We start from the raw sequence: 15,398 nt of genomic DNA, 5'->3' as shown, positions 1-15,398 counted from the left end.
ACAGTTAAATTACGAATGGATGGACCATTTTGCATCAGCATCCATCGCCGCTTCCCGAAGGACTTCGGAAAGAGTCGGGTGGGCATGTGTGGAACGAGCAATGTCTTCCGCACTGGCACCAAATTCAAAAGCAATCGCAGCTTCGGCAATCATGTCGGATGCTCTAGGCCCTACGATATACACTCCTAGGAGTTTATCCGTTTTTTTGTCAGCGAGGACTTTTACTTGTCCATCGGTTTCATTCATGGCTTTGGCACGAGCATTGGGTTTGAACATATACTTACCCACTTTGTATTCGATACCTTTGGCTTTTAGTTCTTCTTCGCCGAGGCCCACCCAAGCCACTTCTGGCCAAGTGTAAACAATCCAAGGAATGGCTTTGTAATTCACATGGCCATACTTTCCACAAATGAGTTCGGCAACGGCAATCCCTTCGTCTTCTGCTTTGTGAGCAAGCATAGGGCCATCGACCACGTCTCCGATCGCATAGATATTCGGAATATTGGTTTGGAATTTATTGAGTTCCACTTTGATGCGACCACGGTCTGTCATTTCGATCCCAATTTCTTTGGCACCGAGTCCATCTGTGTTCGGACGGCGGCCAATAGAAACAAGAACCTTGTCTCCTTCGAGAATGGTTTTTTTACCGTCTTTGCCTTCGATTTCGACTTCTACTTTTTTGCCTTTGACCTTAGCACCGTGCACTTTGGTTTCAAAGAGAAAGTTGATTCCTTGTTGGGTTAACAATCGTTCCGCTAGACTGGCAATGGCTTGGTCAGCAGTTCCAAAAAGGCGTGGCATGAGTTCTACCACAGTGACTTTGGCACCGAGTCGTAACCATACCGATCCGAGTTCGAGTCCGATCACTCCAGCACCGACTATGATGAGGTGTTCGGGAACGGAGTCTAGAGCAATGGCGTGGTCAGAGGTAACAATATTTTTTCCATCCACAGGAAGGGGAGGAATTTCAATCGGAGTCGATCCAGTGGCAATGATGATGTTCGTTCCAGAAATGGATTCTTTTTTTCCATCTTCGGAAGTGATGGAAATTTCTGTTTTCGAAACAAAACTGGCGTGGCCCAAATAACGAGTGATTTTGTTTTTTTTCATCAGGTAATCGACACCTGATGTCACTTCCGTAACAACTTTGTCTTTGCGAGCCATCATTTTAGCGATGTCGATTTTGACATCTTTCACAGAGATTCCGTGATCCGCTAATTTGTGTTTGGTTTTGTGATATTCTTCAGAAGAATCGAGAAGGGCTTTGGAAGGAATACAACCCACGTTGAGACAAGTCCCCCCGAGAGTTTTTCTTTTTTCAATGATGGCTACTTTTTTACCAAGTTGGGCAGCACGAACGGCCGCCACATACCCACCAGGACCTGCACCAATGACAATGATATCGTATTGTTCCATAAAATCCTTATACCTCAAAGAGGAGTCTTGTTGGGTCCTCTACCATTTCTTTGATTTTCACAAGGAACTGAACCGCTTCTTTTCCATCCACGATTCTGTGGTCATAAGAAAGAGCCAGATACATCATAGGACGAATCACAATTTGATCGTTCACAACTACCGCGCGCTTGACGATATTGTGCATTCCGAGAATTCCCGATTGTGGAGGGTTGAGGATGGGAGTCGACATCATCGATCCATACACACCACCGTTGGAGATAGAGAAAGTTCCGCCTTCCATATCTTCCAAAGAAATTTTTCCATCTTTCACTTTGCCGGCAAGCCTTGCGATCTCTTGTTCCACACCCGCAAAACTCAGTAGGTCGGCATTACGCACAATCGGAACCACAAGTCCTTTCGGTCCACCCACTGCCACTCCGATATCATAGAAGTTTTTGTAGACGATGTCTGTTCCGCGAATCTCTGCATTGATCGCAGGATAGGCTTTTAATGCTGCCACGGCTGCCTTTGTAAAAAGAGACATGAACCCAAGACCCACACCGTGAGTTTCTTTGAACTTGTCTTTGTATTTATTACGAAGTTCCATAATCGGAGACATATCCACTTCGTTGAAAGTGGTGAGGATGGCTGCGGTATGTTGCGCACTCACGAGCCTATTTGCAATCGTTTGGCGGAGTTTCGTCATCGGCACCACAGTTTCTCTAGGTCCAGCATTTGCCGAAACAACTACCGCTCTTGGAATCTCAGGACTTGCCGCTGCTTTAGGAGCAGACGATGCACTTGCGCCACCTTTTTCCATAAAAAGAATTACATCTTCTTTTGTGATTTGTCCGTTGCGACCGGTTCCAGTGATTTTGGAAACATCTAACTTATTTTCTTCGATGAGTTTGCGGGCCGCAGGAGGGAGTTCTTCGTTCACTTTGCCCGTGTTAGGTTGGGCACTAACAACTTCTGCTTTCGGAGTTGGGGCACCGGAACTAGCAGGAGCCGAAGCCACAGCACCTTCTTCAATGATGCCCATGATATCACGCACATGAACCACATCCCCCACCTTTTTGGTGATGGATTTCAAAACCCCGGAAGTGGGAGCAGGAATCTCTAATGAGACTTTGTCTGTTTCTAAAATAGCGAGCACTTCGTCTACTTTTACGGCATCGCCTTCTTTTTTGGTCCAAGCACTGATGGTAGCTTCGGTTACGGATTCCCCCATCTCGGGGACTTTGATATCTATTGCCATGAAATGTTCCTTAGCAGGTTTTTAGAGAAAAATAGCGTTTTTGAGGAGTGAGATCCCATTTGAATCTAAGACTACGGTAACTTGTCGGAAGGTAAAAACGCAAGCGGAAAAAACGAAAAGGCCTTGAGTTTGTGCCTGTTCGCCTGTGCTTAGAACTATGATTCGTTCTTTTCAAGGCCATACACCTTCCATCCACTCAACGGCCTGGGTGGCACCTTCTGCTGACATAATGGGAAAAGTATCCATTGGTGAAGAGTCGTCCATTTGGTTCCAATGTGTACTTCGTGGTGACGTAAATACCATCACCATTGGCAAACATGTGAACATTCAAGACATGACTCTCGTACATGTGGCAAGAGATCTCTTTCCTGTCACCATTGGGGATTATGTATCCATTGGCCACCATGCGACCATCCACGGTTGTGTTTTAAAAGACCATAGTTTTGTGGGGATGGGGGCTATGCTTATGGACGATGTGGAGATTGGAGAATGGTCGTTTGTGGGCGCAGGATCCCTCGTTCCACCAGGAAAAAAAATTCCACCAGGGGTTCTCATCATGGGAAGCCCCGCCAAAATCATCCGAGACATCACAGACAAAGACCGAGAAATCATCACCCGCACAGCAAACAACTATGCCAAGTATAAAGAAAACTACCGGGCGGAAGGAATTGGGGGCACATCCCTTTCCTAACGGAAAGGGACCGGGTCATCCGCTCCAATCTTTCGCGTGCGAAAGGATTTCCGCTACTACCCCTTGTGCGGTGGGAGTCTATCAATTCTCATTGTAAATTTGAAATCCGCTTGCAATAGGTTATGTGTAGTGACAAAACATCTGGAACCATGAAATTATTCTTAAAATTAATCCGATTTTTTATTTTCACATTCATTCTCTCTTGTAATCTACAAGATTTTTCATTAGCGAAAAAAAAACTACCTAGTGTTTAGACAAATGATGTTTTGATGCAAGGAATGATCAGGTTCAGTCTGATTCGTTCCGAGGAAGGTGGGAAAATGAATTTATACAATTCATCAGTTGTAGAGTATGAATTGGCAAAATCAAAATTATTTGGTTTAAGTAGAACATCCAAAATGGATTTAACATACACTACAACAACAGGATACAATCACGCTGGAATTTCGGTAGTTCTATTCCTAATCACGTTGGGTATATTTCCCTCTTTTGAAGAATCCCACTCCACTGTCACCTTTACCATTTACGACAAAGAAAATAAAAAAACCATCCGAGATTATACCTACCCAATCCGAGGAAGAAGGATCATCTCCTGGTTAACGATTCCATTTTACATTGTATTGCCGATTGTTTCTAAATCATTTGATGGAGGAAGTAATGACACTATCTCAAACGCCTGTTAGTGGATACCTTCGAAACTGATTTTGCAAACGATTGTAAAGAAAACCCTCTTTGCTTAGAAAAAATGTTATCCCTCGGTCGTGATATGATTGAATTGTAGAGTTAACAGATACATTTTATTGTATTGAGTTGTCACTCCACCATACAAACCGTTGGTTTCCTCCTTCGAGACCTATAATCGGAAGTTTGTCCTCGAATGAAACCACAGGAGTTATCACCACAACCATAACCAAGGGCATGCGTTTCTGCATAGTGGGCTTTTGTGAGTCCCACACTTTTTTCCTCTTTGAAGTAGATTCTTATATAATCGAAACCGGTAGGCAGAATCAAAAGAGGGATGGGTATGATCCAAACCATGGCGCCAATGATAGTCCATTCGAATCCATCCCGGTACGCGATATAATCACAAACCACATCATTTCCTGACTTAGATGGTTCTCCCCATTTGGCAATGATATCTGCTTTGGAATAAACAGGTGGGTTACGAAAGTCAGTAGCATTTTTAAATTTTTTTCGTTCTTCTGTGATTTCGAAAGACTCGTCTACCCATTCCGTAGATCCGATTCTTGCAACCCCATAAAAACAGCTAATGGATGTTAGTGAAAATAAAGTAAACACGAACAGCAAACGAATCTTCATTATATATTTCCTTGGTTTGTCATAAAAATATTCACCTAACGTTTGATTTGAAGTTTGTATTGGCAAAAAGTCAATACAAACTTGATAGCTAAGTTCTTAATCCTTAAAACAATTTTTGTAAATTGCAATAGAGAGAATGTTAAGTTTGCTTGGGGGGCGGTCCTGTTTGTATATTAATCATAATGTGGAACATCTCAATATTTTCTCCGTGGATAGATTTTCCAATTTTAATATTTACCGCATCTTCAAATTCCTTATCCAAATCGGTAATCCCTACTATCGGATTAATGGCAAAATTATTAGGGTAAGTGATTGATGTAACATCCGTTTTGTATTGGTTCCATTTACCCCCAAGAGAAATAGATTCGCCTAAAAAATAAACTAAAATATAATATCTCTTTATATTGGAAATGTATTTTGGGCACTTTAAAATATGCGTTTCCGTGTAGTTTTTGTCTCTTAAAATAAAGGCTTCAATCAAAGCGAAATTCTCTCCACCGCCAGATTGAATAACTAAATCAGCATTTCCTGCATCTGCACCACCGCTAGATGTACCGAGTCTTGACTGGTCAGTAATTGTCCATCCCCAAAAAGGAAAGCGAAATCTTAAGATCGCTTGTAGAAAGTCATTGAATCTATTTTCATGAGTGATTTGTCTTAAGGCCTCTTTTTTTTCCTGAACTATTTTTAAACACTGGATAATTTCATTTAGGATAAAGTCGCTTAAGTTTTTTTTGCCGTTTATTATGTCTGGTGAAATGTTTGGAATTTTTGACGGATGGAGGTTCCTAATTCTTTCAAGGCTAATTTTGAACTTATTAAATAAATGATCATTTCCAGAGTTTGAAAACAAATCTTTGATGTTAGATGTTATTTCCATTCTGTTTTGCAAAAGAAATTCATTTGCATCTTGAATATAGTCATAAGCTAATTCATGTAAATTCCTCCCAATGTAAAAGTTATATACAGTTGGTATGATTTCTAATTCATATATGGATTTTTTTGAAAGCCTGTTTATCGTCTGGTCGAAGGCTCTCGTATTTTTAGTAGCGGCCAAATAGTGCAGGCTATTGATTGCTACTAACTCGGATAATTCAGATAGTCCAATTTTTTCATTATCAGAAAGAAAGTTAATGAAATTTTCCCAATTTTGATTTGCTTCAATCAAAAATTCGGTATTCATGACACTTATTGCCTTGAGGGTCTCTGCTCTATATAAATGATATGCTAAGTTGGTATTCTTTATGTCTTTTGATAGAAGTGATTTGAATAATTTGATTGCCTCCTCATAGTTTTTATCATTGTATAATATAAATAAAGCCGTATAGTATTGCTTTATTTTATCCTTTTTTTTGAAAGTTTCCTTATCGATGTATTGTTTTTGGGTAATTTCGATGCTATTAAGTTTGTTGAAATCCCTCTCTTTAAAAGCTAATAACAAGTTGATTTCAAATAGGATGAGGTCTCTATTTTCGTCAGGGTGATTAACCCTTTTATAATGGTTTTGGATTCTCTCTATCATTGGTTTCGCTAGTTCCCAATGATTTTCGGAATTAGCAGCTTCAATGGAAACGTATTGAAGTTCAGTTGTCGTAAAAACTTCTTCCAGAAAAATATCCAAATTTACTGAAGAAATTCTTTGAGATATTATGTTCTGTTGTTCTTTTGAGTCGAGTATATTGATGGCAGCCAGCATTCTTCCGATGTCGTTACTTGAAGCAAAAAATTCAATAATGAAGTCATTTGAATTTTCAATTGTGAAATAATTGATACTTTTATAAAGAAGAATGGTTAAACGTTGAAAATAAATATCATATCCAAAGCCAGTATTTATTTCTTTAAAAACATCTACCCTTTTGTTAGACAAATCATCTAATGAATATTGCAGGGATAATTCTTTTATCCATTTTTCAATCTGAATAAGAGTATTGCTTGCCGGTAGGTCTTCAGTTTCATATATAGTTTTCTTTTGGCCGATTGAAATGAAGCCCACTATCATTGCTTTTAAATAGAGTCTAATTTTTTCTGATTGCTCCTTGTTTTGTTCGCTATATTTGTTGGTCATGATATCAAAATTTATATTTTTTATGAAGTTACTATGAAATGCATCTAAAAGGTTCAATTTGGCAAAATGGGAAAATAAATATCCCCAATCTATGATTTCTATACCAAACCCAGTTAGATTTGTTCTGTATTTTCTTTTATTTATATTTTCTTCGTTACCGCTAGTATTGATTTCGTTTTGAAAATGAAACTCCGTTATATGATCTTTTAGTGAAAAAACTAAGTCTGTTTTGGCTTTTATAAGTAATTGTTTATTTTTTTCATTCAATTCACCTTCTTCGAATCGCGAGTTAAGGAGTCTTAAAACTTCTATTGATAAATGGAGTATGGAGGAGTTTAGGTTAATGAATCTAATTTGCGACTGAAATGTTAATCCTAATTCAAGTTTAATGTAATCCGATAGAGAGGGTAATATAGAACTTATTATTTTGGGGCTAATCGTAGGGTTTAGATAAATGTTCGATTGTTGAATCCTTTTATTGCTTAGTATTTTTAACGCCTCATCATAACGTCTTTTTAATGCATTATGAGAAATTATGTAATGTTGATTACCTGCATTAGGTTTGAATACTTTCTGAACCAGTGGGATTAATACTTCTGCAATCGCTTCGCCTTTTAATTGGTCTTCTGAATGGACGGAGGAGAAAAGTTCTAATATAAAATCAAACAATTCTAACCATAGTTGGTTTAATAAATCTAGACGTTCTTCATCTCTTTTTCTGGAGTCTGCTTGTTCAATTAAAAGACCTGTATTAATGCGTATTTCATCAATTAAGCTAAATGCGACTGGAATTAATTCTGTATCATCCAAAAGATACGGGATAGCAAAAGGAAAAAATCTAGGAATATCTTCATACAATGTCCATACTATGAAAGGTCTCGTTATGTCTTTTATGAATTTTTGGAAAATTTGTAATTTCTTGGAATTACTGTTTATTATAATTCTTAATATTAAATAATAAAATTCACGTGCATTTTGGTGTCCAAAGAATTCTTGAAATCTTACATTTTGAGTCTTAATGTTTTTTATGAATTCAAAAGTATTGTTATTGTTAATTTCAATATTGGGAATCGTATCTTCGAAATTACTATTATGGGAAAATGTATCTAAGTATATTTTTTTGAATTCTTGATCAGAGTTTAATAAATCAACCTCGGAATATAAATAGTTTTCAGCCAGTTCGGCAATTTTGTCGATGTTTTGTCTGTCTAAATAAGATTCAAAGCTATCAATCCAAATTTCAGTTACTCGAATTAAATTTGCATATATTGAAAATTCTTTACTCGTTGCATTTTCTCCACCAATTAACAGCCAAAGTGTGGAGGCTATCTCATGGTTTAAGCTTTTAGCGTAATCATTTTTGACTTGCCAGTAATATGAATTATTTTTCTTGTCAATTGCGATTATTCCTCTTTCCTCTAACATTGCTATCGTGACATTCTTTGGCGAGTATCTGTTTATGATAAAGTCGAGATCTGATTTCGAAATAATGAATCTTTCTCCTTCTAAGTTGGCTTTGTAATAAATTCGTAAGCAATTAACTAAATCTGTCTTTTCTATTGGGATATTTATTGACTCACCTTTTTTTGATGAATTGTCTATTCTCCAGAAAAGGCTGTTTATTGATTGAGGAATTACTACCTCCCCGTAAATAATCCTGATCCAACCAACTTTTTCAAAATCTTCAAGAGTTAAATTTTTACCCTCAGATTCATTGTATTCTGTTATGATTTTTTTAAAGACACCAACGCTTTTGTTGGGAATATTGAGTTTGATTATTATATGAGAAATAATCAGTGAAAGGTTATATTGAAGATTTTCGGATTTTATCCTTTTGTCAACGTAGCCGGCAGAAGTGAAGTGCGGATTATGCGTCAAGTAGCTAAATCTTTCGCTTAGAGATTTTAATTTTTCTTGTGCTTTGTATGAAAGTGGCAGTTTCATTTGATTAATCAAAATGTAGTTAATTATAAAGAAATGGGAGAAGGTTTACCTAAAGTATTTTCCTTGTCTCTGTTTATTAAAATAGTCGACCTCCCCACCTAATAAAGTAAACGATTATATTCGATTTTTTGTATGGGTTTGATCTTTTTTTTTATTATAGTTATAGGTCTAAAACACACTAATAGCCATTATGTGGTTTTTTATTTTGAGGTTTTGGTTTCAGTCCTAGTTGGATATGGGTCACAAAGAGACAAAAATATAAAGTTTTTGCCAAACTTTTTTGTTTGTAATAGTTCCTTTGGATTCAAATATGATTCTTGTTGCACAAGAGGTTAAAGTTTGTACACACTCATTCGTTTTGAAAATGTAGAATTAGCGCATATCCAAGTAGAAAAGGGAGGAATAAAATCCTTCCCCTGTGGTTTTGATCCTTCCAAACATACGATGGAAAAATCTTCCCAAAGGTTAGATTTAAAAAAAATCAGAGTGGCCGTAGCCAAATCAGCGAATGCCGATTCCGATATCTGTGGGACTTGTGTGGGTGCTTTGTATTCTAGTTGATTCGTTTGGATTGATATCATCCAACAAAGGAAATCCGCTTGCCTTGCCTTAAGCGGAATTCCAAAATATACTTTAGGTTATGAAACGATTATTCCAGCTTACCTTGGTATTTGCCTTATCTTTCAGCTTTTCCTGTAATTTACACTATTTTTCCATTGCAAACCATGGAACAAAAAATTCAGAAGCCTATGAAATTCTACAACAAGGGAAACTTCGTTTTAATCTTGTTCGAAAAGTTGAAGCAGGAAAACCAAATTTGTATAATTCATCCGCTCTTGAATATGAATTATCAAAATCACAATTATTCAAGTTAAGCCAAACCACCAAAATAGATTTAACATATACATCCTCTTCGGGAGTGAACGGCGCCGGGATCTCTACAATTCTTTTTCTATTGACACTCGGGATTTTTCCTTCCTTGGAAGAATCACATTCTTGGGTAACCTTTACCCTTTCCAACAGAGATGATAAAAAACTAATCCGCGATTATACATACCCAATCAAAGGAAGAAGGATCAACTCTTGGTTAACGATTCCGTTTTATCTTGTGCTTCCTGTTTTTTCTAATTCCTTTGATGGCGGTATTGAATTTAACACTTCAAGTGCCTCCATTCGTTTGCTCGTAGATGCATTTGAGACGGATTTTGCAAATGATTGCAAAGAGAATCCAGAGTTATTGGAAAAATTACAATTTCTTAGTCGGGAAATGATTGAATTATAGGAAAGTTTTCTTGGCGTAATCTGTTGTTTTGTTAGTTGATCAATGCTTTGCACATTTAATGGTTAGTTGGTGAAATTTTACCTCTAGTTCATTCCTGATTTTAGCAAAAAAATGAACCACTCTTTCACTTGGGGAAGTTCGTAGATTCCCCTATGCCTTATTGACAAATATCAACGTGGTTTGTCCATAAAAAATGGACAACCTAGTTGATTCAATTTCCCATCTTTCTAGTTTACGATATGTTAGTTGAGAAGGATGGGAGAAAACAATTGAAAAATGCAAAAATAAATTTAGTTGAAAATGTTCTTACCGAATCAGATGTCATCATCTCTCGCACCGATGCAAAAGGATTGATTACATATGTGTCGCCTGACTTCGCAAGAATTTCCGAATATACTGTTGAAGAAATGATCGGGAAACCACATAATATTGTTCGGCATCCTGACATGCCAAAAATTGTGTTCCAAGAACTGTGGGACTATATTAAGGTAGGACTTCCTTGGACTGGAGCAGTTAAAAATAGAGCGAAATCAGGGAATTACTATTGGGTTGATGCCACAATCACTCCTATCTTAAACGAAGAAAGAAAGGTCATCGGTTATGTTTCGGTTCGGAAAAAATTGGCTGATGATAAAAAGAAGTATTATGAAGAGTTATACAAAAAAATGGGGAAACAAAAATTTTCTTTTGGGAAAAAAGGAAAAGTTGCAAAAAACCTTAGAACCGTTAAATATTTAGACGTTTTTTTTGTAATTGCGGGTTGCCTTCCATTTTTAGGTTTATTTTGTTTTTTATACTCAGATAAACCATTGTTATGTGCCACTTTGTTTTTGTTACAAACAGTGATTGCTTTCAGCTTTATCTATTTATTGTCTCAAAAAAATAAAAAACTACAAAAAGCAACGGAATCCGTCATTTCCGTTTCATCTGGTAGGTTCCAATACCCAGATCATTTTCATAACGATAGTAGGGATGAAGTCAAAATTATGTTACTTTCTATGAAGAGTATGAGCATTAACCTTTGGGGTATTGTTTCCCAAATCCAAAGAGCAACTCATGTTTCCATTCGAATTTCCGAAGAATTAACTGATCTTACCAATCACTTTTTTACTTCCACCCATTCCATGGCTTCTGGAAGTGAAGAAGCAGCTGCCTGTATGGAAGAACTGACCTCTGCTCTCACCAATATCAAACAAATCACTGCCAATCATTCGGTGATCATGTCTGACATGAGAGATTATATGAATGCTGTGAACCAAAATTTAAACGGAACACAGAATGCATTAAGAGGATTGGATGAATTGTCGGTTAGGTCGACAGAAAAAGCCGATTTAGGAAAACAAAAAATATCGGATTCTTTGGAAGGAATTGATGCTATTAAAAAAGTTTCTAGTAAAATTTTAAATATAGTTTCTATGATCACTGAGATTGCGGATAGAACCAACTTACTTTCATTAAATGCCTCTATTGAGGCAGCAAGGGCCGGACATGTAGGTGCAGGATTTGCGATCGTAGCAAAAGAAATGATGAGTTTGAATGAACAAATTGCAGTGTCAGCTGAAGAAATTAAAACCTATGTAGATGAGACATTGTCTGTGATCCAAGAAACTTCGACAAAGGTGAAAGATGCTTCCTCGGAAATTTTTTCAGTATCCGATTTGTTTTATGAAATGAAATCAATTTTAAATAAAGTAGCTGCATCTTTATACCATGACCTTCAAGAATCAAACCGAGTGAAGGTAAAATTAGAGTCTGTCGAAGACCAAGTCAATCAAATTGACCAATCTGTATTAGAGGCAAATCTTGCTTCCAAACAAATTTCTAGTATTCTGCTTGGGTTATCAGAGCAGGCTCAGGTCATTGCGTATAAATCAGAAACCTTACAAGAAAAGAGTTCTCTTGTGGTCTCGGAACCTAAAAAAATTATGGATTTAGTCGAACATTACCATACGGGTAGTACAGAAAGGATGGAAATAACATCTTGAAAGATTTTAGATCCAGATTATATTTTTTTTAAATCTGAAATCTCCAAAGATGGAATGGGAAGATGTCACTTTTGTTAAATACGATCGACTAACAAAACGGTGACATCATCTGCAAAATCATTTGTTCCAACATACTCTCTTGCGGCCTGAATGAGATCGTCCGCTGAGTTTTGGGAATCAAGGGTTTTTGATTTTAAAATTGCCTTTTGGAATAAATCTTCATCATAACGTTTGTTATGGTCTTTTGACATATGTTCGGTAATTCCATCGGTATACATGACCAAACGATTTCCCGGTGCAAATGGAAACTTTTTTTCTTCGTAAAATAGATCGGGGATCAGCCCTAAAATTTTTCCTTTCACATCAAGTTGAATTAAGGGAGAGTCTTTTTTGTCCAATAAAAATGGAGCATTGTGGCCTGCGTTAGCACAAAGCAGAGTATTATTTTTGAGATCAATGATTCCATAGAAAGCAGTGAGAAAATTTCCTGCTAACTTCCCATACAACATATGGTTCAAAGTTGTCAAAAATAATGATGGGCTAAGTTTGATATCTGGTTCAAAATTTTTTAAAACCATATGGGCCATTGCGGCAAGAACAGCAGCGGAAAGTCCATGTCCAGAAATGTCTGCAATCAAAATTGAAAACTTAGAATCTTCTAATTCAGTTACATCATAAAAGTCACCGCCAACTTGTTCTAGAGGAATGTGCGCGACACCGTAAGAAAGTCCGTTTGAATTTGGTAGAATCGATGGCATAATTTTTTTCATTATGTTTTTTGCCCGATTCAACTCTTTCCCTGTATCAATAATTTGATGGAATAGTTGTGCGTTTTTGATCGTACTACTGAGTCTTGCCGCAATATTTGTTAATAAATCTAAATCAGAATGTTGAAACGCATACCCAGAAACTTTGTTGTTGATGCTGATGACACCAAGTAGCTCCTCTTGAAAGACGAGCGGTGCCGAGATAAGAGATTTGGATTCAAATTTATATGGAGCAAGTTTGTTGTATCTCGGATCTAAGTCCAAGTTGTGGATGAGAAGGCTTTCTCTTTTTTCTGCAACCCATCCGGAGACACCTGTCCCATAAGGAACTTTGATTTGGTCATAAGCATCTTCAGGAATCCCTTTTGCAGAAAGAATACTTAATTCTTGTTTGTCGGCGTTTGCTAAATAGATTGTTCCAGAAGAAGCTCCCAAATATTCTAAAACTCGATTGAGAATCCATTTGCCTAGTTCGTTCAGACTTTTTTCGGAAACTGATAATTTTTCAAATTCATATAATAGAGACAATTCGAGAATTCGTTTGTCCAAACTGTCTTTGGTATTTGCATTTTGGATGGCAGTGGCAGCAACTTCCGAAAGAGAAATTAAATATTCCAAATCGGAAGCATCAAAGATTCTATTATTTGTTTTGTTGATGACTTCTAAAGTTCCAATCAACCTTTCTTCAACAAACAAAGGCACACAAATTAGGGACTTTGTTTTGAATCCGGTTCGTTTGTCCATAGTTGCATTGAATCTTGGGTCTTTGTAAGCATCCTCTAGAGCGATTGGTTTTTTTTCTCTCGCTACCATACCCACAATCCCTTCACCTAACTCCAAACGAGCATACTGTTGGATGATCTCCCCCTTTTCACCTAAAGCCACTTCACAATACAGAAATTCCTCATTTTCCAGAAGAAAGAGCGAACTTGCTTCGGCTTCTAGTAGATCTTTAGAATATAACATAATGAGTGGCAAAAGTTGGTGTAAATCCAGGTTGGCATTCAGAATGGAAGAAATATGGAGTAGGCTACGAAACTTACTAAGGCTAGTTTGAGGGTCTAACGACATGGACACGGTACCCATTTTTCTCTCAGTTTCGAATTCGTCGATTTAGAAATGCAATTTAGTTTTTTCCTAAAATCAGAAAACAGAGGAAAAAATACTTCTCGTTTCACCATTTTTGTGCATTTTGTAACGTTTGCACTCAGATCCCTTGATTTGTATCAATGAGGTTTGGATTGACATAATTTAGAATAAAACCAGAGGATACGGAAATGCTGACGAAACTACCGAAACCCAAGAACTTCGAGATTTATCTTCTCCTAATGATCATAACAAGTTTATTCTCTGTTTGTTCAGGCCCAAAAACAGAAGAGGCAAAACTTACTTATGCGCCTGAAGTGCCACCTCATATTGATCGGACAAATGAAGCCAAAGTCATCGTCAATATGGAAACTGTGGAAGTTGTGGGTCGGCTTGCCGATGGAGTCGAATATACGTTTTGGACTTTTGGCGGATCTGTACCTGGGCCGATGATTCGTGTGAGGGAAGGAGATGAGGTAGAATTTCACCTCAAAAATCATCCTTCCAGTAAAATGCCACATAACATTGATTTGCATGCAGTGACTGGGCAAGGTGGAGGAGCTGCTGCTTCTCTCACAATCCCTGGACATGCATCTAAATTTTCTTTTAAAGCTTTAAATCCGGGATTGTACATTTACCACTGTGCTACTTCTCCTGTGGGAATGCACATTGCGAACGGAATGTACGGTTTGATCTTTGTTCAGCCTAAAGATGATCTTCCTAAAGTGGACAAAGAATACTATGTTGTACAAAGTGAGTTTTATACTAAAGGTAAGAATGGAGAACCTGGTCTCCAACCTTTTAGCATGGAAAAAGCGATTACCGAAATTCCTGATTACGTTGTTTTTAATGGTTCAGTAGGTTCTTTGGTCGAAGACCGTGCCATCACTGCGAAAGTCGGAGAAACCGTGCGATTGTTTGTTGGGAATGGTGGCCCTAATTTAGTATCTTCCTTTCACGTGATTGGCGAAATTTTTGATAATGTTTATACAGAAGGTGGGATACTACCTAATCAAAAAAATGTTCAAACCACTCTCATTCCAGCCGGTGGTTCTGCCATTGTTGATTTTAAAGTTGAGGTCCCAGGTACTTTGATTCTTGTTGACCATTCTATCTTTAGAACATTTAACAAAGGTTCACTTGGAATGTTGAAAGTCGAAGGAGAACCCAATGCAACTGTATATTCTGGAAAACAGGATGATACAGTTTACCTTCCTGAAGGACCAGCCATCCAAAGGATGGTAACGGAAGTAAAACCAAAGGTTTCCGCAAAAACTCCAAAAGAAATTTTGGCCAATGGGGAAAGAGTATATAAATCAGTTTGTGCTGCTTGTCATATGAAAGAAGGACAAGGAGTCGTTGGTGTCTTCCCACCCCTTGCAAAGTCTGATTATTTGAATGCGGACAAGGCTCGTGCGATCCAAATTTTGAAAAAAGGGCTTAGTGGTCCAATCACAGTGAATGGACAAAAATATAATAATGTTATGCCTCATTTGGAACTTTCGAATGAAGAGATAGCTAGTGTCCTTAGTTATGTATACAACCAATGGGGAAACAAAGGAATTATGGTTTCTGAAGCTGAGGTAAGATAAGTTCAATACTTAT

General features: G+C 37.5%; 11 protein-coding genes. 6 read left to right on the top strand and 5 right to left on the bottom strand.

What is annotated here, in order from left to right; translation table 11 throughout:
• Nucleotides 1-9 precede the first annotated feature (9 nt).
• The gene (gene lpdA / locus EHQ47_RS18605; protein WP_135777803.1) at nt 10-1,416 is read right to left on the bottom strand and encodes a dihydrolipoyl dehydrogenase; all 1,407 of its coding nucleotides are present in this window, start codon (nt 1,414-1,416) and stop codon (nt 10-12) included.
• A 7-nt stretch (nt 1,417-1,423) separates the two neighbouring features.
• Entirely contained in the window at nt 1,424-2,653 is a 1,230-nt protein-coding gene (odhB, locus tag EHQ47_RS18600) for a 2-oxoglutarate dehydrogenase complex dihydrolipoyllysine-residue succinyltransferase (RefSeq protein ID WP_135748257.1), read from the bottom strand.
• Nucleotides 2,654-2,810: 157 nt separating this feature from the next.
• Between odhB and EHQ47_RS18595 the strand changes: the two genes are divergently transcribed.
• Together EHQ47_RS18595 and EHQ47_RS19880 are read left to right on the top strand one after the other, a co-directional pair.
• Complete coding sequence (locus tag EHQ47_RS18595) at nt 2,811-3,344, top strand: gamma carbonic anhydrase family protein (protein ID WP_135748258.1); 534 nt, start codon at nt 2,811-2,813, stop codon at nt 3,342-3,344.
• A gap of 320 nt (nt 3,345-3,664) precedes the next feature.
• Nucleotides 3,665-4,027 carry a hypothetical protein gene (locus tag EHQ47_RS19880; protein ID WP_244290412.1) on the top strand — a complete coding sequence of 121 codons (363 nt, stop codon included), beginning with the start codon at nt 3,665-3,667 and terminating at the stop codon, nt 4,025-4,027.
• Between the two features lie 130 nt (nt 4,028-4,157).
• Here EHQ47_RS19880 and EHQ47_RS18585 read toward each other — a convergent pair whose 3' ends face one another.
• On the bottom strand, nt 4,158-4,664 hold the full coding sequence (locus EHQ47_RS18585; protein ID WP_135748259.1) for a hypothetical protein: 507 nt from the start codon (nt 4,662-4,664) through the stop codon (nt 4,158-4,160).
• A 139-nt stretch (nt 4,665-4,803) separates the two neighbouring features.
• Nucleotides 4,804-8,673: a hypothetical protein gene (locus tag EHQ47_RS18580; protein ID WP_135777801.1), complete on the bottom strand. Its 3,870-nt coding sequence runs from the start codon at nt 8,671-8,673 to the stop codon at nt 4,804-4,806.
• A gap of 339 nt (nt 8,674-9,012) precedes the next feature.
• Here EHQ47_RS18580 and EHQ47_RS18575 point away from each other — a divergent pair, with 339 nt between their 5' ends.
• The 3 genes from EHQ47_RS18575 (at nt 9,013) to EHQ47_RS18565 (ending at nt 11,940) form a co-directional block, all read left to right on the top strand.
• Nucleotides 9,013-9,234 (top strand): hypothetical protein, encoded by a 222-nt coding sequence (locus EHQ47_RS18575; protein ID WP_135747090.1) that lies wholly within the window; start codon nt 9,013-9,015, stop codon nt 9,232-9,234.
• Between the two features lie 79 nt (nt 9,235-9,313).
• Nucleotides 9,314-9,955 carry a hypothetical protein gene (locus tag EHQ47_RS18570; protein WP_135747091.1) on the top strand — a complete coding sequence of 214 codons (642 nt, stop codon included), beginning with the start codon at nt 9,314-9,316 and terminating at the stop codon, nt 9,953-9,955.
• Nucleotides 9,956-10,224: 269 nt separating this feature from the next.
• A complete protein-coding gene (locus tag EHQ47_RS18565) occupies nt 10,225-11,940 on the top strand; it encodes a methyl-accepting chemotaxis protein (protein WP_244290411.1) in 1,716 nt (571 codons plus the stop codon).
• Between the two features lie 74 nt (nt 11,941-12,014).
• Here the strand turns inward: EHQ47_RS18565 and EHQ47_RS18560 are convergent, their stop codons facing one another.
• The gene (locus tag EHQ47_RS18560) at nt 12,015-13,778 is read right to left on the bottom strand and encodes a GAF domain-containing SpoIIE family protein phosphatase (protein WP_135747093.1); all 1,764 of its coding nucleotides are present in this window, start codon (nt 13,776-13,778) and stop codon (nt 12,015-12,017) included.
• 206 nt (nt 13,779-13,984) lie between these two features.
• On the opposite strand from EHQ47_RS18560, the gene nirK reads away from it, so the two are divergent.
• Nucleotides 13,985-15,385: a copper-containing nitrite reductase gene (gene nirK, locus EHQ47_RS18555; RefSeq protein ID WP_135747094.1), complete on the top strand. Its 1,401-nt coding sequence runs from the start codon at nt 13,985-13,987 to the stop codon at nt 15,383-15,385.
• Nucleotides 15,386-15,398: the final 13 nt, after the last annotated feature.

It is taken from the genome of Leptospira bourretii (assembly GCF_004770145.1).
GTDB lineage: Bacteria > Spirochaetota > Leptospiria > Leptospirales > Leptospiraceae > Leptospira_A > Leptospira_A bourretii.
The sequence above is the reverse complement of the archived record's forward strand: the minus strand, read 5'-3'. Positions and strand labels throughout refer to the sequence as shown.

Bases quoted from the DNA above. Each gene is read 5' to 3' on its own strand.
- lpdA (WP_135777803.1), bottom strand. From the start codon at position 1,416: ATGGAACAATACGATATCATTGTCATTGGTGCAGGTCCTGGTGGGTAT.
- odhB (WP_135748257.1), bottom strand. From the start codon at position 2,653: ATGGCAATAGATATCAAAGTCCCCGAGATGGGGGAATCCGTAACCGAA.
- EHQ47_RS18595 (WP_135748258.1), top strand. From the start codon at position 2,811: ATGATTCGTTCTTTTCAAGGCCATACACCTTCCATCCACTCAACGGCC.
- EHQ47_RS19880 (WP_244290412.1), top strand. From the start codon at position 3,665: ATGAATTTATACAATTCATCAGTTGTAGAGTATGAATTGGCAAAATCA.
- EHQ47_RS18585 (WP_135748259.1), bottom strand. From the start codon at position 4,664: ATGAAGATTCGTTTGCTGTTCGTGTTTACTTTATTTTCACTAACATCC.
- EHQ47_RS18580 (WP_135777801.1), bottom strand. From the start codon at position 8,673: ATGAAACTGCCACTTTCATACAAAGCACAAGAAAAATTAAAATCTCTA.
- EHQ47_RS18570 (WP_135747091.1), top strand. From the start codon at position 9,314: ATGAAACGATTATTCCAGCTTACCTTGGTATTTGCCTTATCTTTCAGC.
- EHQ47_RS18560 (WP_135747093.1), bottom strand. From the start codon at position 13,778: ATGTCGTTAGACCCTCAAACTAGCCTTAGTAAGTTTCGTAGCCTACTC.
- nirK (WP_135747094.1), top strand. From the start codon at position 13,985: ATGCTGACGAAACTACCGAAACCCAAGAACTTCGAGATTTATCTTCTC.